Annotated in this window: 21 protein-coding genes; 12 read left to right on the top strand and 9 right to left on the bottom strand. The window is 40.7% G+C overall.

The genetic code is table 11. The features are described from left to right. Positions 1 to 57 precede the first annotated feature (57 nt). From BM192_RS17995 to BM192_RS17980, 4 genes are all read left to right on the top strand, one after another. Positions 58 to 537: a GtrA family protein gene (locus tag BM192_RS17995; RefSeq protein ID WP_037440526.1), complete on the top strand. Its 480-nt coding sequence runs from the start codon at positions 58 to 60 to the stop codon at positions 535 to 537. Positions 538 to 622: 85 nt separating this feature from the next. Continuing rightward, complete coding sequence (locus tag BM192_RS17990; protein ID WP_037440609.1) at positions 623 to 2,407, top strand: aromatic amino acid hydroxylase; 1,785 nt, start codon at positions 623 to 625, stop codon at positions 2,405 to 2,407. Between the two features lie 6 nt (positions 2,408 to 2,413). After that, positions 2,414 to 3,115, top strand: a complete 702-nt coding sequence (locus BM192_RS17985; RefSeq protein ID WP_037440527.1) for an SDR family oxidoreductase — start codon at positions 2,414 to 2,416, stop codon at positions 3,113 to 3,115. A 90-nt stretch (positions 3,116 to 3,205) separates the two neighbouring features. Next, positions 3,206 to 3,718, top strand: a complete 513-nt coding sequence (locus BM192_RS17980; RefSeq protein WP_037440529.1) for a C40 family peptidase — start codon at positions 3,206 to 3,208, stop codon at positions 3,716 to 3,718. 4 nt (positions 3,719 to 3,722) lie between these two features. On the opposite strand, the gene BM192_RS17975 is transcribed toward BM192_RS17980, so the two are convergent. Both BM192_RS17975 and BM192_RS17970 read right to left on the bottom strand, forming a co-directional pair. Then, a complete protein-coding gene (locus tag BM192_RS17975; RefSeq protein WP_037440531.1) occupies positions 3,723 to 4,619 on the bottom strand; it encodes a flavin reductase family protein in 897 nt (298 codons plus the stop codon). Next, positions 4,619 to 5,614 carry a fumarylacetoacetate hydrolase family protein gene (locus tag BM192_RS17970; protein WP_037440533.1) on the bottom strand — a complete coding sequence of 332 codons (996 nt, stop codon included), beginning with the start codon at positions 5,612 to 5,614 and terminating at the stop codon, positions 4,619 to 4,621. The genes BM192_RS17975 and BM192_RS17970 overlap by 1 nt, the downstream gene beginning before the upstream one ends. A gap of 388 nt (positions 5,615 to 6,002) precedes the next feature. Between BM192_RS17970 and BM192_RS17965 the strand changes: the two genes are divergently transcribed. The 3 genes from BM192_RS17965 (at position 6,003) to BM192_RS17955 (ending at position 9,443) form a co-directional block, all read left to right on the top strand. Continuing rightward, on the top strand, positions 6,003 to 7,169 hold the full coding sequence (locus tag BM192_RS17965) for a homogentisate 1,2-dioxygenase (protein WP_037440535.1): 1,167 nt from the start codon (positions 6,003 to 6,005) through the stop codon (positions 7,167 to 7,169). Between the two features lie 33 nt (positions 7,170 to 7,202). Next, positions 7,203 to 8,330, top strand: a complete 1,128-nt coding sequence (gene hppD / locus BM192_RS17960; RefSeq protein ID WP_037440536.1) for a 4-hydroxyphenylpyruvate dioxygenase — start codon at positions 7,203 to 7,205, stop codon at positions 8,328 to 8,330. Positions 8,331 to 8,519: 189 nt separating this feature from the next. Continuing rightward, positions 8,520 to 9,443 (top strand): YihY/virulence factor BrkB family protein, encoded by a 924-nt coding sequence (locus BM192_RS17955; protein ID WP_037440612.1) that lies wholly within the window; start codon positions 8,520 to 8,522, stop codon positions 9,441 to 9,443. On the opposite strand, the gene BM192_RS17950 is transcribed toward BM192_RS17955, so the two are convergent. Continuing rightward, on the bottom strand, positions 9,440 to 9,721 hold the full coding sequence (locus BM192_RS17950) for a hypothetical protein (protein ID WP_037440539.1): 282 nt from the start codon (positions 9,719 to 9,721) through the stop codon (positions 9,440 to 9,442). The two genes, BM192_RS17955 and BM192_RS17950, sit on opposite strands and share 4 nt — an antisense overlap. Before the next feature lie 211 nt (positions 9,722 to 9,932). After that, positions 9,933 to 10,529, bottom strand: coding sequence for a porin family protein (locus BM192_RS17945; RefSeq protein WP_037440542.1), 597 nt, complete (start codon positions 10,527 to 10,529; stop codon positions 9,933 to 9,935). A 158-nt stretch (positions 10,530 to 10,687) separates the two neighbouring features. Between BM192_RS17945 and BM192_RS17940 the strand changes: the two genes are divergently transcribed. Continuing rightward, positions 10,688 to 12,445 (top strand): sensor histidine kinase, encoded by a 1,758-nt coding sequence (locus tag BM192_RS17940; protein WP_037440544.1) that lies wholly within the window; start codon positions 10,688 to 10,690, stop codon positions 12,443 to 12,445. Between the two features lie 94 nt (positions 12,446 to 12,539). Here BM192_RS17940 and BM192_RS17935 read toward each other — a convergent pair whose 3' ends face one another. Together BM192_RS17935 and BM192_RS17930 are read right to left on the bottom strand one after the other, a co-directional pair. After that, positions 12,540 to 12,836 (bottom strand): hypothetical protein, encoded by a 297-nt coding sequence (locus tag BM192_RS17935; RefSeq protein WP_037440614.1) that lies wholly within the window; start codon positions 12,834 to 12,836, stop codon positions 12,540 to 12,542. A gap of 126 nt (positions 12,837 to 12,962) precedes the next feature. After that, positions 12,963 to 13,556, bottom strand: coding sequence for a riboflavin synthase (locus BM192_RS17930; RefSeq protein WP_037440546.1), 594 nt, complete (start codon positions 13,554 to 13,556; stop codon positions 12,963 to 12,965). Positions 13,557 to 14,089: 533 nt separating this feature from the next. Between BM192_RS17930 and BM192_RS17925 the strand changes: the two genes are divergently transcribed. Beyond that, a complete protein-coding gene (locus tag BM192_RS17925; RefSeq protein ID WP_037440548.1) occupies positions 14,090 to 14,956 on the top strand; it encodes an N-acetylglucosamine kinase in 867 nt (288 codons plus the stop codon). Positions 14,957 to 15,059: 103 nt separating this feature from the next. Here the strand turns inward: BM192_RS17925 and BM192_RS17920 are convergent, their stop codons facing one another. After that, complete coding sequence (locus BM192_RS17920; RefSeq protein WP_037440550.1) at positions 15,060 to 15,749, bottom strand: NUDIX hydrolase; 690 nt, start codon at positions 15,747 to 15,749, stop codon at positions 15,060 to 15,062. 434 nt (positions 15,750 to 16,183) lie between these two features. Here BM192_RS17920 and pfkA point away from each other — a divergent pair, with 434 nt between their 5' ends. From pfkA to gap, 3 genes are read left to right on the top strand one after another with little or no spacing between them, the layout of a single operon-like run. Further along, positions 16,184 to 17,170 (top strand): 6-phosphofructokinase, encoded by a 987-nt coding sequence (pfkA, locus tag BM192_RS17915; protein WP_037440552.1) that lies wholly within the window; start codon positions 16,184 to 16,186, stop codon positions 17,168 to 17,170. A 1-nt stretch (position 17,171) separates the two neighbouring features. Continuing rightward, positions 17,172 to 18,014, top strand: a complete 843-nt coding sequence (locus tag BM192_RS17910) for a hypothetical protein (protein WP_037440554.1) — start codon at positions 17,172 to 17,174, stop codon at positions 18,012 to 18,014. Between the two features lie 5 nt (positions 18,015 to 18,019). Then, entirely contained in the window at positions 18,020 to 19,021 is a 1,002-nt protein-coding gene (gene gap, locus BM192_RS17905) for a type I glyceraldehyde-3-phosphate dehydrogenase (protein WP_037440556.1), read from the top strand. 32 nt (positions 19,022 to 19,053) lie between these two features. On the opposite strand, the gene glgB is transcribed toward gap, so the two are convergent. Both glgB and BM192_RS17895 read right to left on the bottom strand, forming a co-directional pair. Further along, the gene (glgB, locus tag BM192_RS17900) at positions 19,054 to 21,045 is read right to left on the bottom strand and encodes a 1,4-alpha-glucan branching protein GlgB (protein WP_074591441.1); all 1,992 of its coding nucleotides are present in this window, start codon (positions 21,043 to 21,045) and stop codon (positions 19,054 to 19,056) included. A 47-nt stretch (positions 21,046 to 21,092) separates the two neighbouring features. Further along, positions 21,093 to 23,549: a glycoside hydrolase family 31 protein gene (locus BM192_RS17895; protein ID WP_074591443.1), complete on the bottom strand. Its 2,457-nt coding sequence runs from the start codon at positions 23,547 to 23,549 to the stop codon at positions 21,093 to 21,095. Positions 23,550 to 23,626 lie beyond the last annotated feature (77 nt).

Raw genomic sequence — 23,626 nt, 5'->3', positions numbered from 1 at the left:
TTCGGTAAGTGATTCTCATTCCCTAAATTGCCGCTTTTAAGCGTACCCACATTATATATGCGTAAAGCCGTTATCCGTTTTATTGATTTTTTCTATCCTCCATTTTCAAGATGGTTTACGGTGCATACTTTCCGATACATCGTTTCCGGTGGTACGACAGCAGCCAGTGGAATTGTTGTCTATTATATCGTCTATAACTTTATACTGAAACAGCAACACGTTCTGCTCCCTTTCCCTCCCGGAATGATTACCGCACCGGTAGCTGCACTGATCATTGAGTCTTTCATCACATTTATTATTGGTTTTGTACTCAATAAATATCTTGTCTTTACACAAAGTGAATTAAAAGGCAGAATACAGCTCTTTCGCTACGGCACTGTAGTAGCCACTAATATCCTGCTCAACTTTGCCATGTTAAAGGTTATGGTCGAAACGTTTCATTTTTATCCGACGATTGCAAAAATCATTACCACAATAATATTAGCATTTTTCAGTTATTTTATACAGAAACACTTCTCTTTCAAAGTCAAAAAGTAGATCATAATGAAGTCATAGCTGATCTTTCGCTTGATAAATCGTTCCGACAGACTTATCTTAGGCAGAATACAAATAAAAAATGGCAATGAGCGACTTTAACAACTTTAATAATCCGCAGGTAGCCGGTTTACCCAAACATTTAAGGCAATTTATCGTAGATCAGCATTACGAGAAATATACCCCGGTGGATCAGGCCGTATGGCGCTATGTAATGCGTCAGAATTACAGTTACCTGAAAGATGTTGCTTATTATCCTTATATCAAAGGTCTTCAGCGCGCAGGGTTGAGTATTGAATATATTCCAGATCTGCAGACAATGAACGATAATCTGGGCAAAATGGGCTGGGGTGCAGTAACAGTTGATGGATTTATCCCTCCCGCTGCCTTTATGGAATACCAGGCATTTAAAGTGCTGGTCATTGCCGCCGATATCCGCCAGATAAATCATATTGAATATACACCGGCACCAGATATTATACATGAGTCTGCCGGACACGCGCCGATTATTGCAGACGAAGCTTACAATTCCTACCTGAGCTATATAGGTTCAATCGGGGCTAAAGCGATGTTTTCAGCACGTGATTTTGAACTCTATGAAGCCATCAGAAATTTATCTATCCTGAAAGAGGCACAGAACATACCGGAATTCGAAATCCAGCGGGCGGAAGAAAAACTCAGTCATATTTCTGCGCACATGGGCGAACCATCCGAAATGGCCTTATTAAGCCGTTTACATTGGTGGACGGTAGAATATGGCTTGATTGGAAGTCTCGACAATCCAAAAATCTACGGGGCCGGTCTTTTGTCTTCTATCGGGGAAAGCTCAAGCTGCATGTCCGAAAACGTTAAAAAGATTCCATATACCATTGATACCGTAAATTACGCTTACGACATCACTAAAACACAGCCGCAGTTGTTTGTGACACCAACTTTCGAAAATCTGATCGACGTACTCGAACAGTTTGCCGACACCATGTCGTTCAGACGTGGCGGAGTGGAAAGTATTGCCAAAGCGATTGACTCCCGTAATCCGGCGACAGCGGTTTACAGCTCAGGTCTGCAGGTGACTGGTGTTTTTACAGACATGGGTAAAATGGAATCTGGTGAGCTCAGCTTTATTAAAACTACTGGTCCTTCTGCACTCGCATTTGCGGATAAGGAACTGGCGGGACACGGTAAAATTTATCATAAGGATGGTTTTTCTTCTCCTGTGGGAAGGTTAAAGAACAGCCGCAAACCACTGGAAGACTTCAGTGCAGAAGACCTGAAAGAAATTAACCTGATCGAAGGCCATGAAACTAATTTTGAATTCGAAAACGGCATTACCGTATCCGGAACTATAAAAAGAATAACCCGTGCTGCAGATAAAATTATCCTGATCGTATTGGAGAATGCCACAGTCAAAGAATCCAGCGGACACATTCTTTTCCAGCCGGAATGGGGTACATACGACATGGCTGTTGGTGAGAAAATTATTTCCGTATTTAATGGTGCTGCAGATAAAGATGCTTTTGAAGAAATTTCTCCGATCAGCTTTATTCCGACCGAAAAAATTCAATACGATGATCATACTGCCAACCTGCACAGGATATACCAGACGGTAAGAATTATACGCGAAGAGCAGCATGGAGCAGAAATGCTGGATCGCCTGTTTACAGAGCTGGCAGAAAATTATCCTGCAGACTGGCTTTGTGCAATGGAAATTTTAGAGATATTGCATTATAATGCGATCAATCCAGACCTGAAAGGAAAAGTTAAAGCCTATCTGGAGCTCAAAAAGGATAGTGAACCCGGGCATCAAAAACTGATTCAGGATGGCCTGCATGTAATCGCTAATCCTGTTACCCAATTAATTACTGAAGAAGATTAACATAACATGAATATTGTACTAACTGGTGCCAGCAGTGGCATAGGCTTCGAAGCCGCTTTAGAATTTACCCTGCAAAGTGCCAACAAAGTGGTGTGTATCGCAAGATCGGCCGATAAACTGCGTAAACTGCTGGAAATAGCAAAGAGCATAACTCCTGATTGTACTTTGCTGCCGGTAGAATTTGACATCGTAAATGATGACTATGCAGCACTGGTCCCTTTCTTAAAGGAAAGGTTAGGCCATGTAGACATCCTGATCAATAATGCAGGTGCTTTAATTAACAAGCCTTTTCTGGAAACTTCTGCCGATGATCTCCATGACATGTTCCGTTCCAATGTAACCGGTCATTTTAAAATGATTCAGAATTTATTGCCGCTCATGAAAAGCGGTGGTCATATCCTGAATATTGGCAGCATGGGTGGTTTCCAGGGAAGTGTCAAATTTCCAGGCCTTGCCGCTTATTCCTCAAGTAAATCTGCCCTGCATACTTTAACAGAGTGCCTTGCATTTGAGCTTGCAGAAACAGGGATTAAAATTAATTGCCTTGCACTGGGATCTGCGCAAACAGAAATGCTGGAGCAGGCTTTCCCTGGATATCAGTCTCCTGTTATGGCTTTTGAAATGGGTAAGTACGTCGCAGACTTTGCCAGAACAGGTCATCGTTTTTTTAATGGAAAGATTATTCCTGTCGCAGTGACAACACCATAATTTTTTATATCTTTAAAAAAACCCGGGTTGAAGGCAGCTTCTTTTCTAAGAGGCTGCTGATCCTGATTGTTCAGAAAACACATCATTCTAATGAAGAAAGCCTTTGTTTTATGCAGTCTGATTGGCATGCTTTACACCAGCACAGCCATTGCCCAGACTTCCGGCGAGAAACAAGTACAGCCTAAAACGGTAGAAAATGCTCCACAGGAAGGTGCAGGCGCAAAATTAATCAGTTTTGCAAAAACAATGATCGGGATTCCTTACCGCTATGCCAGCAGTAATCCTAATATCGGGTTTGACTGCTCTGGTTTTGTGAGTTATGTCTTTAAGAACTTTGGGTTCAGCGTTCCGCGTTCTTCCCCTGAATTCGTTGCAGCAGGAAGACCGGTAAAACTGGAAAATGCCAAAGTTGGCGATATTCTCATTTTTACCGGCTCAAATCCTAAAAACAGGAAGATAGGTCATGTAGGTATTGTCTATAAAGTAGATGGTGACGAAATTGAATTTATCCACTCCAGTTCAGGTAAAGCTAAAGGCGTTACTATTACGACGATGGACACCTATTATAAGCGGCGCTTTATGAAAGCTGTAAGTGTGCTCTGATCAATTACCATATTTCCAGCAGTACTATTTTCAGCGCATCGGCTGCCTGACCTCTTCCGAGTAATTCATGGGCCAGTTCGTGCAACTCCCTTTGCCGGTTAATGGTGTCACCAATAGTTGCATCCAGGATTTCTTTTACTCCGGGATGAAACCTGATGTCTTCAATCTCTTCCTCAGCAGGCATCTGTTCTATATTACCCAGCATTCCCAAATCATTTCCCGTTAAAACATAGGAGTTTCTAACGCCAGCAGGCAAAGCATCCACGCCTATCCCTTTACTGACTAATGGCTTTTTGACTTGAAAGAGACTTTCGGGAGTCACGCGGCAATACCAGTCTCCACCCAATCTCGCTACCAGATCTATTTTAGCCTGATCTATTTTTCCTTCTGAGTCAAGAATGTCTTTACGGATATGAATTTTTTTAATTTCCGCCAGAACCAGGTTACCTGCACCAGGATTTTCTCCCAGGCCAATTACTTCCCTGACTGTGCATTCGAGCTGTACCGGGGCCTCTGCTACCCTTGGTGGTAAAACCAATTCCGACTTTAGCATTGTAAAGCCGGCCTTCTCAAATTCATTGACATTTTTATCGTATTCGGTACTTGCCAGACTAACCTGCTGTACCATCGCATAATTGACTATATTAATTACACATTCCGGGACTTCCAGAATATTTTCCAGTGTATGTTTAGTCGTATTATCTCTGACCCTTCTTGCAGGTGAAAAAATACAAAGCGGAGGATTGGTACTGAAAAGGTTAAAAAAACTAAAAGGGCTCAGGTTAACCTGCCCGGCTTTGTCAATCGTCGAAGCAAAACAGATTGGTCTGGGCGCAATAGCGTACTGTAGATATTGTTGTAAGTCAACCGGGCTTAAATCGGCTGTAGAAAGACTCAGCATTATTTTTTAAGGTTTAAAATAGAAAAATCTGTATCTGCTTTACGAATAATATTACTCAGAATTCCTAAACCTGTAATCTCCATCTCAACGATGTCTCCCTGCTGTAACCACTGAACCGGATAGTCAGGATTATTTAGCAAACCTGTACCATTCAGTTCAAGCAAACAGCCGGTGCCCACTGTTCCGGATCCAATTACGTCTCCAGGAAGTATATCAACACCGTAAGCACAACGCTCAATAATCTCCGCAAATGTCCAGTCCATATCGGCCATATTCCCTGCAGACACTTGTTTTCCGTTAACGGTACAAGTCATTTCCAAATTGTAATTAGTACCGGTATGTCCCGGTTTGGCTGCAACTTTATAAGCTTCGAGTTCATCTGGTGTAACCAACCATGGACCAATTACAGTTGAAAAGTCCTTACCTTTTGCCGGCCCGAGGTTAAGCAGCATCTCTTCCATCTGTAAAGTCCTGGCACTCATATCGTTCATGATCATATAGCCGGCAATGTACTGATCTGCTTCCGCAGCAGTTATATTTCGTCCTTTCTTCCCGATTACAACGGCAACTTCCAGTTCAAAATCCAGTTTCTGAAAATGATCAGGCATACAGGTTATTTCGCCGGGTCCCTGTATAGCGTTATGGTTGGTAAAATAGAAAATCGGATACTGATCAAATTCGGCGATCATGTCCAGTTTCCTGTTTCTGCGTGCGGCAGCAACATGCTGACGAAATGCATATCCGTCTCTACATGAAGTCGGATGTGGAACCGGAGCGATCACTTCATAAAAAGCTTCTTCTTTAGGCTCTATTTCGCCGTTTTTAATTTGCCTGTCGATCTTCATGGCGCGTTCCATCAAAACTTCCGAATCCTTCAAAAATGAATTCATATCATCAGGAAGCTGTTTATCACATGAATTCAGGTTATAGATATGTCCGTCTACAAATACACCAAGGTGTTCCTGCTCTTCAGTTTTATAGGATACTAATTTCATAACATTTTAAATTTGGTTGAAAAGATGGTTCTCTGCTATCAAAGCTAGAAAATTTAAAACAAGCGGGGGGTAATAAACGTTTTCTTTTTATACTATAAACAACCAATACATTCATATAGTTAAATATTCACCAAATTATCTACTGCATAAATTTGAATGCTGATTATATAATTCTTAACTTAGCTTAAGCAACAATGACGAAGAGAAAACTTAAATATCAGGATCGTATAGCCAGCCAGGTTCTGGCAGGCTTCAGGTATGGTATGCTCTCGGTTCTCATTTTTGCTCAATATTCCATTTAAGTCCTGCCTGTTAAGGCAATCTATGTCTGCGTTTTTCTAAAGCAGCATGCTCTCCCCCTTTTCTAACCATAATAAAACCTATTGATATGCCTATTTATCATACTCTAGGAACCATTCCGCCTAAAAGGCATACTGTTTTCCGTAAACCAGATGGTGAGCTGTATGCAGAGGAACTGGTTTCCACAGAAGGATTTTCAAGCTTATATTCACTTGTTTATCACTGTCATCCGCCAACGATAGTTAAATCTCTGGGCGAACCATATAGTGTCGAGCCTGAAATTGCAAGGGAAAAACACCTGAAACATACTTCGTTGCTTGGCTTTAAAATATCGCCGGAAGATGATTATCTGAAAAGTCGCAAACCTGTTCTGGTGAACAGCGATCTGCATATTTCACTGGCAGCGCCCAGGAAATCTATGACAGATTATTTCTATAAGAACTCCCAGGCAGACGAGGTTATTTTTATTCATGAAGGCAGCGGCAAGCTGAAAACGGGCTTTGGCCAGATTAAATTCGCTTACGGCGACTACCTGGTTATTCCAAGAGGCACTATTTACCAGATGGAATTTACAGATGAAAAGAACAGACTTTTTATTGTAGAAAGCTTTAGCCCTATCCGTACGCCCAAACGTTATAGGAATGAGTACGGACAGCTCATGGAACACTCCCCTTATTGTGAACGGGACATCCGGAAACCGGAAAATCTGGAAACTAATGATGTTTATGGAGATTTTAAAGTCCTGATTAAAAAGCAGGGTATTATGTACCCTTATACCTACGGAACGCATCCTTTTGACTTCGTCGGCTGGGATGGATTTCATTATCCCTGGGCATTCTCTATTCATGATTTTGAACCCATAACCGGCAGGCTCCACCAACCGCCGCCCGTACACCAGACTTTTGAAGGCCACAACTTTGTAATCTGCTCTTTTGTTCCACGTAAATACGATTACCACCCGCTATCCATTCCCGCTCCTTATAACCACAGTAATGTAGATAGCGACGAGGTGCTTTATTATGTAGACGGAGATTTTATGAGTCGCAAAAGTGTAGAGCGGGGCCAAATCACATTACACCCCGGAGGCATACCGCATGGCCCGCATCCGGGCACCGTGGAAAAATCTATCGGTAAAGAAAAGACGGAAGAACTGGCAGTTATGATTGATCCGTTCCGTCCATTGATGTTAACAAAAGACGCGCTGGCAATTGAAGATGAAAATTATCATAAAAGCTGGCAGATCAATATTGAATAAATCTTAAAAATTTAACCTGTAAACTCAACCAAAATGCAATCATTAGTTGTAGAAAAGAAAACGGCAGCAACAGATTTCCTTCCCTTAAATGGGACAGATCATCTGGAACTTTACGTAGGTAATGCTAAGCAATCTGCCCATTATTATAAAACAGCGTTCGGTTTCACCACTGTTGCTTATGCAGGGCCCGAAACCGGCATACGGGATCGTGCGTCTTATGTATTGCAGCAGGGCAAAATCAGATTGGTTTTAACAACCCCACTACATTCTGACAGTCCAATCATGGAGCATGTCCGCAAGCATGGAGACGGCGTAAAAATTCTGGCGCTCTGGGTAGACGATGCTTACCAGTCTTACGAAGAAACTATTCGACGCGGCGCCATATCCTATCAGGAACCAAAAACCATAAAAGATGAATTCGGAGAAGTGCGTACCGCCGGAATTTATACTTATGGAGAAACTATACATCTGTTTGTAGAACGTAAAAACTATACAGGTGCTTTCATGCCGGGCTATATGGCACTGGATAGTGACTACATCCCCGGGGATACAGGGCTGCTTTACATTGACCACTGTGTTGGTAATGTGGGTTGGAACCGGATGAACGAAGCAGTCCGCTGGTACGAGGAAGTAATGGGCTTCCGTAATATTCTTTCATTTGATGATAAACAGATTAATACTGAATATTCGGCATTGATGAGTAAAGTGATGAGTAACCAGAACGGCTATGTTAAATTTCCAATCAATGAGCCCGCTGAAGGAAAGAAAAAGTCGCAAATTGAAGAATACCTGGAATTTTATGAAGGTGAAGGTGTACAGCATATTGCCGTTGCCACGCATGATATTATTAAAACCGTCAGAGCGATGAAGGCGCGTGGCGTAGAGTTTCTAAGCGCACCTCCAGCTGCTTATTACGACAATTTACTGGAACGGGTTGGTAAAATAGATGAGGACATTGCTCCTTTGCAGGAACTGGGCATTCTTGTAGATTATGACGAGGAAGGTTATCTGCTGCAGATATTTACCAAGCCGGTACAGGACAGGCCAACGTTATTTTTTGAGATCATTCAGCGTAAGGGTGCTCAGTCTTTCGGGGCAGGTAACTTTAAAGCTTTATTCGAATCTCTGGAACGTGAGCAGGAGAAAAGAGGGAACTTGTAATTTTTAGATTAATGCCCGAAGGCCGGTCCAAAAGACCGGCTTTTTGTTTGAATATTACCCCGTATTAAAAATATTAAGTACTTTCGAATTCAATTGTGTTCGCTCCTGGCTGGCTCAAGTTTATCTTAGCTGCAAAAAAAAGGGCGCCGGACATATTTGAAACAGGCTCTTTATCCGGTAAAAGGAATTATGTTCAGAAAGATCAGCAACAGCATTCAAATATTCAGTACTCATCTGCTTTCGGCATTCCGCTTATTCCAGAAAAATGACCCTTTAAGGCTCGCCGGTGCTACCGCCTTCTTTGCTAATTTCGCATTACCACCCATTCTGCTGATCCTAATCCGGATCTTCGGATTTTTCATCGACAGAAAGATCATGCTTAACCAACTATTCGACAGGCTATCGAGTATATTGGAAGACAGTAGTATCCAGCAAATGCGTGAGGTACTTAAAAATATAAGGGGGATTGACCATAAATGGTATGCCACTTTGATCAGCTTCGTTTTCTTTCTCTTCGTAGCAACAACTTTATTTGCTGTGATCAAGAATTCGATGGATCAGATCTGGTCTATCGGGCTTAAGGAGAATAGCAGTTTTGTTTTCCAAATGAAAAACCGGGGCAGATCTATGGTTATCATTATGCTGGCTGGTATTTTGTTCTTTGTAGGAATTCTGACCGATAGTTTCCAAACATTTCTCGCCGCCTATATTAACGCGGCTTCTCCAGATTTTGGAAATTTCCTGCTCAGCCTGCTCAATCAGTTTTTATTTATGATAATTGTAACCATATGGTTTACAGTTCTTTTCCGTTTCCTGACGAATGGAAGGCCATCTTGGAAAGATGCTAGAATGGGAGGACTACTTACCGGAGTATTATTCACCCTCGGTAAGTATATCCTTCGGATTGCATTGCCATGGAGCAACATTGGAAATATCTATGGTGCATCCGGTTCCATCGTACTGATTATGTTATTCGTATTTTACTCTTCCCTGATCTTTTATTTCGGCGCCTGTTATGTTAAAGTACTGAGCGAAACCTATAACAATCCTATACGCCCCATTAAAGGTGCGTTTAACTACGAAATCAAGGAAGTAAGACAACCGGCTTCTTAATTTAATTCCGAAGTCGGAGTTCTCTCCAATCCCTGCATTTCAAATACGGCGAGTTTCTCCAGTAAGTTATAATGCAGTGTACCAAAAAAGCTGATCACCCCGTCCTTAGTTTTACCTTCAATCCACACGCTCTCCTGATGTTGTTCGGGATGTTGTAAAAACTGGTCATTTAAAACCTGTTCATCTTTGATCCTAACATCGGCAATATCAATTGCGTACTGTTTTAAAAGCAATAGAAAGCTGCTACCGTTCATTAACAATTCTTTTACACTCGTCATGATATTAGATTTTAAATTTGGAAATGGAAGAATACAAATTTAACGCCAGAACTATCTCTTTTAGTGTTCTGAATCAGAGATATAGATAAAAATGATGACGTATACAAAAGGCACAAAAAAAGCAGATGCCCCGGAGGTACATCTGCTTTTTTTATGGTCATCCTTCCTTCTTCTACTAAATCGTTGAAGTGTTCCGGATGGAGTAAAAATTCTAGAATAATCTATACGCAAGTCCTAAAGTGAAAAGATTCATTCTAGTATCGCTGTAACCTTCTTTTCCTATTTTAGAAATTCCAGCTTCATATCTCAGGTCAACACCCAGGCTTCCGATATCCAGTCCTGCACCAAACTGCCATCCAACTGACTGATTTTTAAATCTGCCATTGAATACATTTCCTGTTGCCTGTCCAAAAGATTGTTTGTCATCCAACAGAAACGAAACGACAGGGCCTGTATTTAAACGAAGTCCTACACCCGCTGCGCCAATCTTGGTACCAATAAGCAAAGGAACATCCAGACTGGTGAACCTTACTTTGTTTTCTACGCCCACAGGGTCAACATTACTAACCAGTGTAGTGTTTTTACCACTCAGGTAAAGCTCGGGTTGAAAATGAATGCCGGCGGCACCGATTCTTGCCCACAGACCTGCATAATAACCTGCTTTATTATCACTGCTAAAAGTGTTTTCAGTAGATAATTTAGACAAGTTTGCACCACCTTTCAAACCGAACTGAAAGCTAGGCAGCAACTGACTGAATGCAACAGAACTGAAGCAAAGAAATATTGCCGATAAAATAATTTTTTTCATGATAGACTAATTTTAGATTGATTATTGAAATGTAAATTTAGAAATATTTTCAGAGCCTGTTTAAAATTTATTTATTTGTCTGCTAAACATAGTTTTACAAAGATGATTAATTATAAATTTGCCGCGGAGTCTGTCTTCAAGGCTGACTAAACTGTTAAATGAATTTTGATTTTAATTTTTACGCGCTGGTTTTAATTATCCTCGGCAGTTTTACGTTCTTAATTTCGTGTTTGATCTTAAGTAATAAACCCGGCACACTTCGGTGGATTGGGTTTCTTATTCTTTCAAATTCAATCTGGTCGGTAAGCTATGGTCTGGAACTAGCAAGTACATCCCAAATTAGCTGGCTTACCGGTGTACAATATCTGGGAATCACAAGTCTTCCATTATCCTGGTTTCTATTTAGCATGGACGTGGCCGGACACGAAAAGTGGATCCGCAACCGCGGTAATTTATTCCTCGCATCTATCGTGCCTATAATTACACTTGTACTGGTCTGGACAAATGATTTTCACCATTTGCACTATAAGTCAACTTACCTGGTTCCAGGCCCGCCATACTCTGTTTTACACATAGAAAGAGGAATCTCCTATTATTTCTTTGTAGCCTATTTTTATGCTTTACTCCTGCTGAGTAATTTCTTTCTAATCAGAAAATTCAGTAAATCTGACCCCATATACCGGAAACAAAATCAAACGATACTAATCGGTGCAGCTTTACCCTGGATAACAAATATTATTTATGTATTCAATTTAGTTCCTTTATATGGCCTGGATTTAACGCCATTTGCCTTTCTGATTTCCACTTTACTGATCACTATTTCAATTTATAAATTCAGGTTATTTGATATTCAACCTATTGCCAGGGAAAAAATACTCGAACTGATGCAAGATGGATTTGTGGTTTTCGATGACAACCTCACCATTATCGATTATAATAATTCATTTAAAAAGCATTTCGGCATGCCTTCAGAGATGCGGTTAAGCGGGAAGCTTCTTTCTACGGTACTAAGTGACCAGCCGGAGCTTCTGGAAAAACTAAGGGTGAGTGTTCCTGGTAAACAGGAAATCCAGATATTGGTTAATCAAAGGATTCAATACATGGAGGCAGACCTGCGGATATTAAATGAAAATAAGCTTAACCGGCACTTTACTATTATCCGTTTTCAGGACATCACTACTTTGCGTCTGGAAGCGTTGAAAACGGTAAGACAGGCTAACGAACTTCAAAAACTCAATCAGCTGAAGGACAGAATCTTTTCTATTATGGCACATGATCTGCGCGGACCTTTACTGAATCTTTCTGAAGTCCTGAAAATGAATAATGATGAGCTGATTAGCCCGGAGGAATTCAAAAGCCTTTCTCCGGCATTGGCCAGAGATATTGTGTATACAACAGATCTTCTTGATAATATACTCCACTGGTCCAGAAGCCAGCTTAATGGTTACGGGATTAACCGGGAATGTTTTAACCTGAAAAGGCTCATCGATTCCGAAAGAAACTACCATCAGAAAGCAGCAAACCTCAAGGAGATTACAATTTTAACGGACGTTGCCGGAGATCTTGTAGTTTTTGCCGACTTACTAATGATGCAGATTGTAATCCGAAACCTGATAGCCAATGCGATTAAATTCTGTTCTTCCGGATGTACGATCCGAATATCCGCAGCGAACGAAGTGCAGTTCATCGCCCTGCATATTATAGATAATGGTATTGGGATTGACAGCGACAACCTGGAGAAAATACGCAATCAGGAAAATATCTCCAGCCGGGGTACCCGCAATGAAAAGGGAACAGGCATCGGATTAATGGTTTGCTGGGACTTTATGGCCAAAAACGGCGGAAGTATCAGAATTGATAGTAAACGAGATGAAGGGACTACATTTTCATTAAAAATACCAAAGCCCGAAGCATAAAAAAAGCCCCCCTAATATGCTGTCCCAAAAATAGTGTTAAATTTTGGAGGTAGTATACTAGAGGAGCTCTCTCTCAATTCCGGATTATGTGTTATTATCCGGTAGCATCTTTAATGATTTGCTGTTCTTTAAGCGCATCAACATTATTTTTATTACCAAAGTTCTGAGTCTTATCAGCGAAGTAATCCAATATACCAACAATAGTATCCAGATTGTCTGCTACACGCTGGTGCATATCGGGAAGATCCTGCTCCAATCTTTTATCACCCAGTTCTATATTATCAACTTCTATTTTTCCTATTTTCTGTATGATGGCTTGCTGAGAATGTTGAAGATCTTCTAACTCTCTGACAATTTTCTCCATCAACTCAAACTTCTCTAAAGTATTCATATCTGCTTCTTTATGGTTTAACACCTGATTAATTACAATGTCAATCAACCAATTACCTTGCCAATAATCTTAAAATAACTGGCACGTGCCAGAAAAAAGAAGCTGGACATTCTTTAGAACAATCAATTATGCGCGGTTCAAAGGCATTAGTCTGGCCACGTATTTACCAATAATATCAAATTCCAGATTAACCGTATTTCCTTCTGTTACTTCTTTCAGATTAGTATGCTCAAAAGTGTAGGGAATAATAAATACAGAAAATTCATCAGCGGCTGAATTAACAACTGTAAGACTAATACCATTGACACAAACAGAGCCTTTTTCTACAGTGACGTTGCCTGGAGCGGCATCGTAACGGAATCTGTATTCCCAGCTTCCATCAATTTCCCTTCTTAAAATACAAACACCAGTCTGGTCGACATGGCCCTGAACGATATGGCCGTCAAGTCTCCCGTTCATCTGCATACAGCGTTCCAGATTTACAATGCTGCCTTCCCGGAGATCACCGAGGTTTGACTTCTCCAGCGTTTCCTGAATTGCAGTTACCGTATGTGTCTTGTCATCCAGTGCAACGACCGTAAGACAAACACCATTATGTGAAATGCTCTGATCTATTTTCAGTTCAGCAGTGATTGCTGAAGCAATTGTCAGATGAATATTCGTTCCTTCGGATCTGCGTCCGGTAACGGTTCCTGATGTTTCTATTATACCTGTAAACATATCTTTTTATTTTATCCGCTCTGCAGCATGAAAATACTGCAAAAGCAAATTTATTAATTTAGCCCGGGTTATACCTGAGCATTTCTTCTATTTCTTTAAAAAATTCGACTAATCGAATTCAATATGATAATTGTCATAAAGACTGTTTATAAAAACATTTATAATTCGCCAAAACGTTACATTAACGGTATGGAGTTCTTTTATAACCAAATAGGCCCTATTTAAAAAGGAATGATTTGCTATTATCGTAGAATAAAAGGACATTTAGATCCTGAGTAATTATTTTAAAATTTGGAATTTAAAATAACAAGTGTAATTTTAGCTTAGTGTTATTTTAACAATATCTTAATTTGAGATAAATATGTATTGTTTTCAAGTACATTAAAAACCAGAAAAAGAGTTACTTAAAATTATTAAACAGAGAAAAAAACCAAATTAATAAATTCCTAAACGGCATAAAAAACATAAAATGGAAAAAATACAGTTCGAGTGTTCAGGAATATTTACTTTTACCCCCCATAAAACAAATTAAGATGATAGTTATTGCAGACGGTGGATCAACCAAAACCAATTGGTGCTTAATTAATGAAGCTGGTAGAAAAATTCATTTCAACACCGAAGGTTACAACCCGTACTTTTCAAGTACTGAATATATTGTTGGCTCGCTAAAAAAGTCTTTACCAGATCACCTGGAAGCAGACAAACTTACAGAAGTATATTATTATGGTGCTGGCTGCTCTACAGATAGCAAAAGAAAAATCGTCGAAGAGGCAATGGCTCAAGTATTTGTGAACGCACAAATTAATATAGGCCATGATTTACTGGCTTCATGCCGTGCCGTACTTGGTGACCAACCTGGTTTTGCCGCTATTTTAGGTACTGGTACTAATTCTTGCCTTTACGATGGTAAAGATATTTCGCTAAACATTGACTCGCTGGGTTATTTCCTTGGTGATGAAGGTAGCGGATGCTTTATCGGAAAAAGAATTCTGAGTGACTATATGAAAGGTTATATGCCTAAAGGTCTGAGAGAAAGTTTCTACGACAATTTCGCGCTGACCAACGAGGACATCTTTGATAATATCTACAATAAACCGCTTCCTAACCGTTTTTGCGCAGGTTTCAGTAAATTCCTGTACGATTACAAAGATAGCTATGAAGATTATACATTCTCCACTGTTGAATATGCATTCACGGCATTCTTTGAGAACCTTGTTATTCACTACCCGAACTATAAAGATTTCTCACTAAACTGTGTAGGTTCTGTTGGTTACAGCTTCAGAGATATTCTGAGCATTGTTGCTGACCGTTACGAAATGGGTGTTGGAAAAATTATCCGCTCACCTATAGATGACCTGGTTGAATACCATATGGCGCATTCTAAATCTTTGATTAAATAATTCAGGAGAATTTCTGACATAAAAAAACCGCTGTCTGTAAAAGATAGCGGTTTTTTTATGTCAGAAATTCAGCGTTATATATTCCGGCGGCGGCTCCGCTGATTTAGAAAGATATTTCTTTGCCAAACAGTTTACCGTACTTCCGCTTATCGAAGCGGTATAAGGTTGCTGCACGGAAGGAAACTCCTTTTTGTTTTTCATTGAGGTCTTTCAGTACATTAAAACTTAACATCTTTTTCCTGAAATTTCTTTTATCAAGCTTCTTACCCAGAATAACCTCATATACATTCTGAAGTTGTGTAAGTGTAAATTTTTCAGGCAGCAGCTCAAATGCAATCGGCTGATGCTTAATCCGTCGCTTAATTTTCTCCAGTCCCTGGTCAAATATTTTCTGATGATCAAAGGCTAGCTTCGGCAGGTCTTTAACATTGATCCAATAAGCCTGTTTCGCGTAGGTGCTAACTGGTTTCAGTGCTTTATCTCCCCCTAGCCGGAGCATTGCATAATAAGCAACAGAAATAATACGCCCCTGCGGGTGACGTCCGACATCTCCAAAAGTATAAAACTGCTCCATGTAGACATTTTCTATCCCTGTAAGCTCATGCAAAATTCTTGAAGCAGACTGGTCAAGGCTTTCATTTTCACTTACCAGGTTTCCAGGTAGTGCCCACCAATCTTTAAACGGCTCTTCATTTCTCTCAATCAGCAAAATTTTCAATTCACCTTCATCAAAACCGAATAGGATACAGTCAATGGAGAAGGTTGAATTAAACTGTGGTAATACTTCTTTCAAAACGATTTCTTTTAATTTATAAATCTACACTGAACATTTTCCCCTTAAAACAAAAAAACCTCATTTAATACAGATTAAACAGGTTTACTGGTGGTCAGGACAATTCTACAAATATTATAATAATATTTCTTATCCGGTTTTGTCTGATCATAAATCTCTATTGCTTAACCGGATTGTCGTAAATGTATGTCAATTTTTTCAAATATCAGACTTTACCGGCATCAAACACACCTAACGCGAATTGTCGGGGTTTACTAGTTTAATAAATTTATATTAACTTATGCCCTGAAAAACACGATGGGCATCAAGAATTTTGATCACCCCGCATTTCCTAATTAAACACCTGAATAAATTCATTCTTTATATGGTATTTAGGTAAAAAAACAAAATAAATTACTTAGTGTAACTTCTACACAGTATATTCGTAGTATCAGATGAGACCAAATATTAAAAATATAGCAGTACTAACTTCAGGAGGAGATGCTCCTGGAATGAACGCATGCATCCGGGCAGTTGTCCGGACAGGAATATATAATGGCATCAACATGTTTGGTGTTCTTCAAGGTTACCAGGGACTTATTAATAATAATATTATCCCTATGGACGCCCGCTCCGTTAGTAATATAATTCATCTGGGTGGAACGGTGCTTAAAACTGCCCGCTGTCTGGAGTTTAAAACTGATGAAGGAATGGATCAGGCTTATGCCAACATGAAGGCGCATAATATTGATGCGCTGGTTGTAATAGGTGGAGATGGTACTTTTACAGGTGCAAGGCGTTTTTCTGAAAGACACCCGGTAAGTGTAATTGGTATCCCTGGTACAATTGATAATGATTTATATGGTTCAGATTTTACACTGGGCTATGATACCGCTATCAATACTGTTATTGAAGCGATTGATAAGATACGTGATACAGCTGACTCACATGACCGGCTTTTCTTTGTCGAGGTGATGGGCCGGGATTCTGGCTGTATTGCTTTACGCAGCGCAATAGCCTGCGGAGCTGAAGCAGTATTATTGCCGGAAAAAGCAACCAGCCTGGAGGAACTGATCAGAACACTGGAAATTGGTGCTGCCACTAAAAAATCTTCCAGCATCGTTATTGTATCTGAAGGCCATAAGCAGGGCGGCGCATACGATATTGCTAAACATGTAAAGGAACGCTTTAATCATTATGATACTAAAGTAACTATACTCGGCCATTTACAACGCGGGGGCAGCCCGAGTAGTTTTGACCGTATTTTAGGTAGCAGACTCGGGTATGCAGCAGTAAATGAGTTACTGAAAGGCAGTTCACGCCAGATGGTTGGTCTTCGTGGAAACGATATCCAGCTGACAAGTTTAGACGAGGCATTAACTGCACACAGTTTTAAACTGGAAAGTGACCTGCTGGAAATGACTAAAGTGTTATCAATCTGATATGATAGCGGTGGTCTATAGTGGTTCTAAAACAGCGGCATGGAAAATAGCCAATGAAGGTAAGCTTATTGCAGAATGTAGCATGCCCGGGCTTAATCCTTGTTTTGTAGAAGCCAAAACGGTGCTTCAGCAGCTGAATAAAAAAATCACGCTGATCAATTATGCAGAGCGGATCAAAAAGATTTATGTGTTTTCTGCCGGTGCTAATTCTCCGGCAAGACGTAAGGAGCTAACGGAAACGCTGGCCTCCTTTTTTAAGTTTAGTAAAATCACTGTGCAGGATGATATTTATGGTGCGGCAATTGCGGCATGTTACCAGAAGACTGGCATTGTCGGTATTCTGGGGAGCGGATCCAACTGTGCCTACTTTAATGGCCTGGCGCCAGAGGAGAACAATTTCGGACTGGGATATGTTCTGGGAGACGAGGGTTCTTCAAATTATCTGGGTAAAATAATCCTGAAGCACTATCTTCAGGAAAAACTTCCCCCGGAACTATTAAAAAAATTCCGAAAAAGATACGACCTGAACCGCTCGCAGATTTTAGAAAGAGTTTACCAGAAATCTATGGCTCAGCATTTTTTGAGTAGTTTTCTGGACTTTTACATAGAAAACCAGGAACACGTCTATATACAGCGTATTATTGACGAGGCATTTCAGCGTTATATGGATACCTACCTGTTGCCGATGATCAAACAACACCCTGGACAGGATGTTCATTTTGTCGGCATAGTAGCCGGTAATTTTCCAGACAGGCTTAAACTCGTTGCCGAAAAAAACGGGATAACAATTAATTCGATTACCAAAGAACCAATATATAATTTACTTAATTACTATTCAAATTAATAATAATGACAAAGATTGGAATTAACGGCTTTGGCCGTATCGGCAGATTAGTATTCAGAGCTGCTTTAAAGAGAGGTTTAGATATCGTTGCAATCAATGACCTTGTTGAGCCGGATTACATGGCTTATATGTTAAAATATGATTCTACACATGGCCGTTTTGACGGTACTATTGAAGTAGTTGACGGTCATTTAGTAGTTAACGGAAAAACTATCCGTATCACTGCTGAAAGAGATCCGGCTAACTTAAAATGGAATGAAGTTGGTGTGGAAACTGTTATCGAGTCTACAGGTTTATTCCTGACTCAGGCTGATGCAGAGAAACACATTACTGCAGGTGCAAAAAGAGTTGTTCTTTCTGCTCCGGCGAAAGATGACAGCATCCCTACTTACGTAATGGGTGTTAACCACGATCAGTTAACTGCTGACCAGACTGTAGTTTCTAATGCATCTTGCACAACAAACTGTCTTGCTCCGATTGCTAAAGTATTACATGATAACTGGGGTATTGCTGAAGGTCTGATGAGTACTGTTCACGCTGTTACTGCAACTCAAAAAACTGTTGATGGTCCTTCTGCGAAAGACTGGAGAGGCGGACGTGGTGGATTCTCTAACATTATCCCTTCTGCTACTGGTGCAGCTAAAGCTGTAACTAAAGTTATTCCTGCACTAAAAGGTAAATTGACAGGTATGGCTTTCCGTGTACCGGTTGCTGACGTTTCTGTTGTTGATTTAACTGTACGTCTGGAAAAACCAGCTACTTATCAGGAAATTAAAGATGCCATGAAAGCTGCTTCTGAAGGTGCTTTAAAAGGTGTTCTGGGTTATACTGAAGATGAGGTTGTTTCTTCTGACTTTATTGGTGATGACCACGCGTCTATTTTTGATGCAAATGCTGGTATCGCATTGAATGATAACTTCGTTAAAGTTGTTTCATGGTATGATAACGAGTGGGGATATTCTTCTGCTTTAGCTAAATTCGTAGAGTACTACGGTAACCTGAAATAAGATTATATTTTCATTTATAAAAAAAGGATGGCTTATTTAGCCATCCTTTTTTTATGCAGTTTATCAGGCTGTTTAAGAACCATCGCCGCTAAAGGCGCAATATTCAGCTGAATGGAGAACGCGCGCTCTCCATATTGGAAGGATTCGGGTTTAAATGTTTGCTTGTTAAGCTTTCCGCTTCCAAAGTAAATCTCTTCATCGCTATTAAAGATCTCCTCCCATTCTGCCTCAAAAGGAAGACCTACACGGTAGTTTTCTCTGTAAACCGGGGTCATATTGAGTATAATAATTAAAGTATCTTCGGCAGCAGCTCCTTTACGCGTATACACATAGACGGAATGGTCTGCATCGTCTGCACTCAGCCATTCAAATCCTTCATGCGAAAATCCAAAGTGATATAGCGCCGGCTCTGCTCTGTATAAATGATTTAATGCCTTCACGTACCGCTGCATTCCTTTATGGGGGGCAAACTGCAACAGGTCCCACTCCAGGCTTCTGGTAAAATTCCATTCGCCATTCTGTGCAAACTCATTCCCCATAAACAACAGTTTAGTACCTGGTTGTGTAAACATGTAGGCGTAGAGCAATCTCAAGTTAGCGTGTTTACGCCATTCATCTCCCGGCATTTTATAAATCATAGATGATTTACCGTGCACAACTTCATCATGGGAAAAAGGAAGCATAAACCGCTCGGTAAAAGCATAAGTTGTACTGAAGGTGAGCTGATGATGTTTGAATTTCCGGTCAATGGGATCAGTCTTGAAGTATTGTAGTGTATCATTCATCCAACCCATCATCCACTTCATACCAAATCCTAATCCTCCTTCCTCTACCGCCCTGGTTACGCCGGGATAAGTGCTGCTCTCTTCTGCTATGGTGTGTACGCCCTGAAAATTACCGTACACATATTCATTTAAATCCTGCAGGAACTGGATAGCTCCGAGATTTTCTCTTCCTCCATAAATATTGGTCCCCGCCTCTCCTTCTTTTCTCGAAAAATCGTAATAAAGCATAGAAGCTACTGCATCTACCCGCAGTCCGTCTGCATGGAACTGATCAATCCAGTAAACCGCATTGCTGATGAGGAAAGATCTCACCTCATTCCGATCGTAATTGAAAATATAAGATTTCCAGTCCGGATGAAAGCCTTTTCGCATGTCCGCATGCTCATAAAGATGTGTACCATCAAACTTAAATAGTCCATGGGCATCTCCGGGGAAGTGTGAAGGTACCCAGTCCAGTATTACAGCAATATCATTTGCATGCAACTCCTCAATCAGTTCCATCAGTTCCTGAGGCGTACCATGCCTGGATGAAGCGGCAAAATAGCCTGTGATCTGATACCCCCAGGATGGATAATAAGGATATTCCATCACCGGCATCAGCTCTACATGCGTAAACTCCATCTCTTTTAAATAAGGAACCAGCGAGGTGGCAACTTCTTTATAGGTAAGAATTCTGGTATGGTCCGCAGGATCGCGCTGCCAGGAGCCCAAATGTACTTCATATACGGACATCGGCTGATCTATTGCGTTTAGCTTTTCCCTGACTTTTATCCAGCGCTGGTCTTTCCAGTCATGCTCAGTATCCCAAACTACTGAAGCGGTCTGTGGAGGATGCTCCCACCGTGTTGCGAAAGGATCGCCTTTCTCGTAATTATGGCCATCATACCCATGAATAAAATACTTATAAACTGTTCCTTTTTCTACACCCGGTATAAACCCCTCCCAGATACCGGAGGAATCCAGTCTCCGGTATAATCTGTGACTGGTTTTATGCCAGTCATTAAAATTTCCAGTGACATAAACGTCATGTGCATTTGGTGCCCAAACAGCGAAATATGTTCCTTTATCACCGTCGACCTTCAGGGGGTGAGCCCCCATCTTTTCATAAAGCCTGAAGTGCTTCCCTGAAATAAAAAGCGAAATATCAAAATCTGTCAGCAAACTATAAATCCAGACGGGTGCCTGGCGATCTGCAACTGGTGTAGTATTTACTGGTTTGCCTTGAGTCTTCTTTGCCATATTTATTTTCTTATTATTCAGCAGGCTGATAGATTAATTAATTAGCCTTACCTGATTTGTATCTCACTAAAATTCTTATTGGTCTTGAATCTGAAGCAATTATGCTCGTCGACTTGAAAATCTTTGACCTCCACACCATCTACATACACTTTGTTAACTTCAAACGGAATACCAATGAAGTTAAAATTATACCACTCATAATTCGGCGTATATAAACCTTCCAGTTGCTGATAGATGTCAAGATGATTAGCAGAGCCTTTGACTGTAAATTTCTTTTCGGAATAGATATCCTGTTCATAGGCAAATGTGTCGCCATGATCTTCGAAGAAGAAGGAGTTCACTTCATGAGTTGTGAAATAGACGTTGAGCATAACCTCCTCTATATGTTTTTCACCTACATATTGCATAACCGGATATTCTGGTATCACCGCTCCCGCTTTAACAAAAATCGGCATTGTTTCCAACGGTGCTTCAATATGATGCTCGGCATCTCCGTTTAACAGGTCATGAGACCAGAAGTTATACCACTCCCCTTTCGGCAGATATACCGTTCTGGAAACTGCACCCTGCTCCAAAATAGGACAAACCAAAATCTTATCTCCATAAGCAAATTCGTCCTGACGGAAGTGATTACTGATGTTTTCCTGCTCAAGCATTACCAATGGGCGCAAAATCGGGAATCCGTATCTGTGATGTTCCCAGAAAACAGAATACAGATATGGCATTAAACGGTAACGAAGTTCTATAAATTTCTTATTAATGCTGGTAAAGGGCTCTCCGAAACTCCATGGCTCTCTTTCTGAAGTATCACCGGCCGAGTGCGCACGCATAAACGGCGAGAATGTACCGAGCTGAATCCACCTGGTAAATAATTCACCATCCGGCTCCTCACTGAAACCTCCGATATCGGTTCCGCAAAAGGGTACTCCTGATACAGACATACGCTGACACTGGATATTACCCATCTTCAGATGTTCCCAGCTGGCGACGTTATCACCTGTCCAGACGCAGCCATAACGTTGCATTCCGGAATAACCAGCTCTGGTAATAGTAAACGGTCTTTTATTGCGCATGAGTTTTTTCAACCCATCGTAAGTAGACCGTACCATCTGCATCCCATAAATATTATGGGCCTTACGGTGTGACCCTCTGAATCCATCGTAATTGTGTCTTACATCATTTGGAAAAGTTCCTGCTCCAAATACTGCAGGTTCATTCATATCATTCCACACGCCTGCTACTCCCATTTCTACGAGCTCTTTATACAGACCACCCCACCAATCCCGAACAACAGGGTTAGTAAAATCTGGGAACTGACATCTGCCCGGCCAGACATGGCCTTCCATAAAGTAATCGTCACTCCTGCGGCAGAAGTAATTATTGGCTTTACCTTCTTTAAAAACCCAGTAATTATCGTCTACTTTAATTCCCGGATCTATCATTACAACGGTCTTAAATCCATCATCTGCCAATTCCTTAATCATTTTACGGGGGTCGGGAAAGTGTTTTTTATTCCAGGTAAAACAACGGTATCCATCCATATAGTCTATATCGAAATAAATCGCATCACATGGAATAGATCTTGACCGGAATCCTTCTGCAATAGCTTTTACTTTGCTTTCCGGATAATAGCTCCAACGACACTGATGATACCCTAATGCCCATTTTGGCGGCATAGGATGCGTTCCGGTTAAAGACTGATAACGTTTAACTACATCCATCATATGCGGGCCGTGAATATAATAGTACTGCAGTTCCCCGCCGTCAGCCCAGAAGCTTGTTTTATCATTATCTTCTCTTCCAAAATCAAAATAGGATCGGAATGTATTATCAAAAAAGATTCCGTAAGCTGCAGATTGATGCACGCCGGTATAAAATGGAATGGTCCGGTACAAAGGGTCCTGATCCCAGCCAAAAGAATAAGCATCTGTATTCCAGTTCTGGAAATGCCTGCCTCTGAGGTTCATATTGCCCGACTTATCTCCCAACCCAAAAAAGTTCTCTTCCGGATTGCACTTCTTAGTAGCAAATACGTAATACCCGCCGAAGTCGGCATTTTCTTCCCAGTGCATTGGCGATGCATCCTCACTCATGATCATGTGTGTCTGGTTATCTACAAAAGAGATATGAAAATCGGCCTTCCGCACATGGCAACTTACGGTATTGGTAGAAATTACATAACTCTCCTCCAGTTCTTCCAGATTAAAAGTACTTACCTTCTGGTCTACGACTGGAACAGCATAAGAAAAATCTTCCAAAAAAACACCGTGTGGCGCCAGTCTCACCCGTATAATTTCATTGCTGACGACTCTGATTTCTACTTTAGCTTCCCCGTCAGAAAAATAAAACCGATTATCTTCCTGCTCCACTTTCTGTACCGGTGTCAGATATTTTTTTACTATTGGTTTGAGCGCAAGTACAGGATTATTGAGATGCTGTACAGACTCTTCCACAATCTCATTAATATTTTCTTTGTTCTCTATTTCTTTTCCTGGTTCTTCCATAAAACGTTTTCTGTATCAACATTTCTGTTGATTAGTATTGATATACTAGCTAAAGTGTTAATTATTATATCAAAACC

Source organism: Pedobacter antarcticus (assembly GCF_900112985.1).
GTDB lineage: Bacteria > Bacteroidota > Bacteroidia > Sphingobacteriales > Sphingobacteriaceae > Pedobacter > Pedobacter antarcticus.
This window is presented reverse-complemented; position numbering and strand designations above follow the sequence as displayed.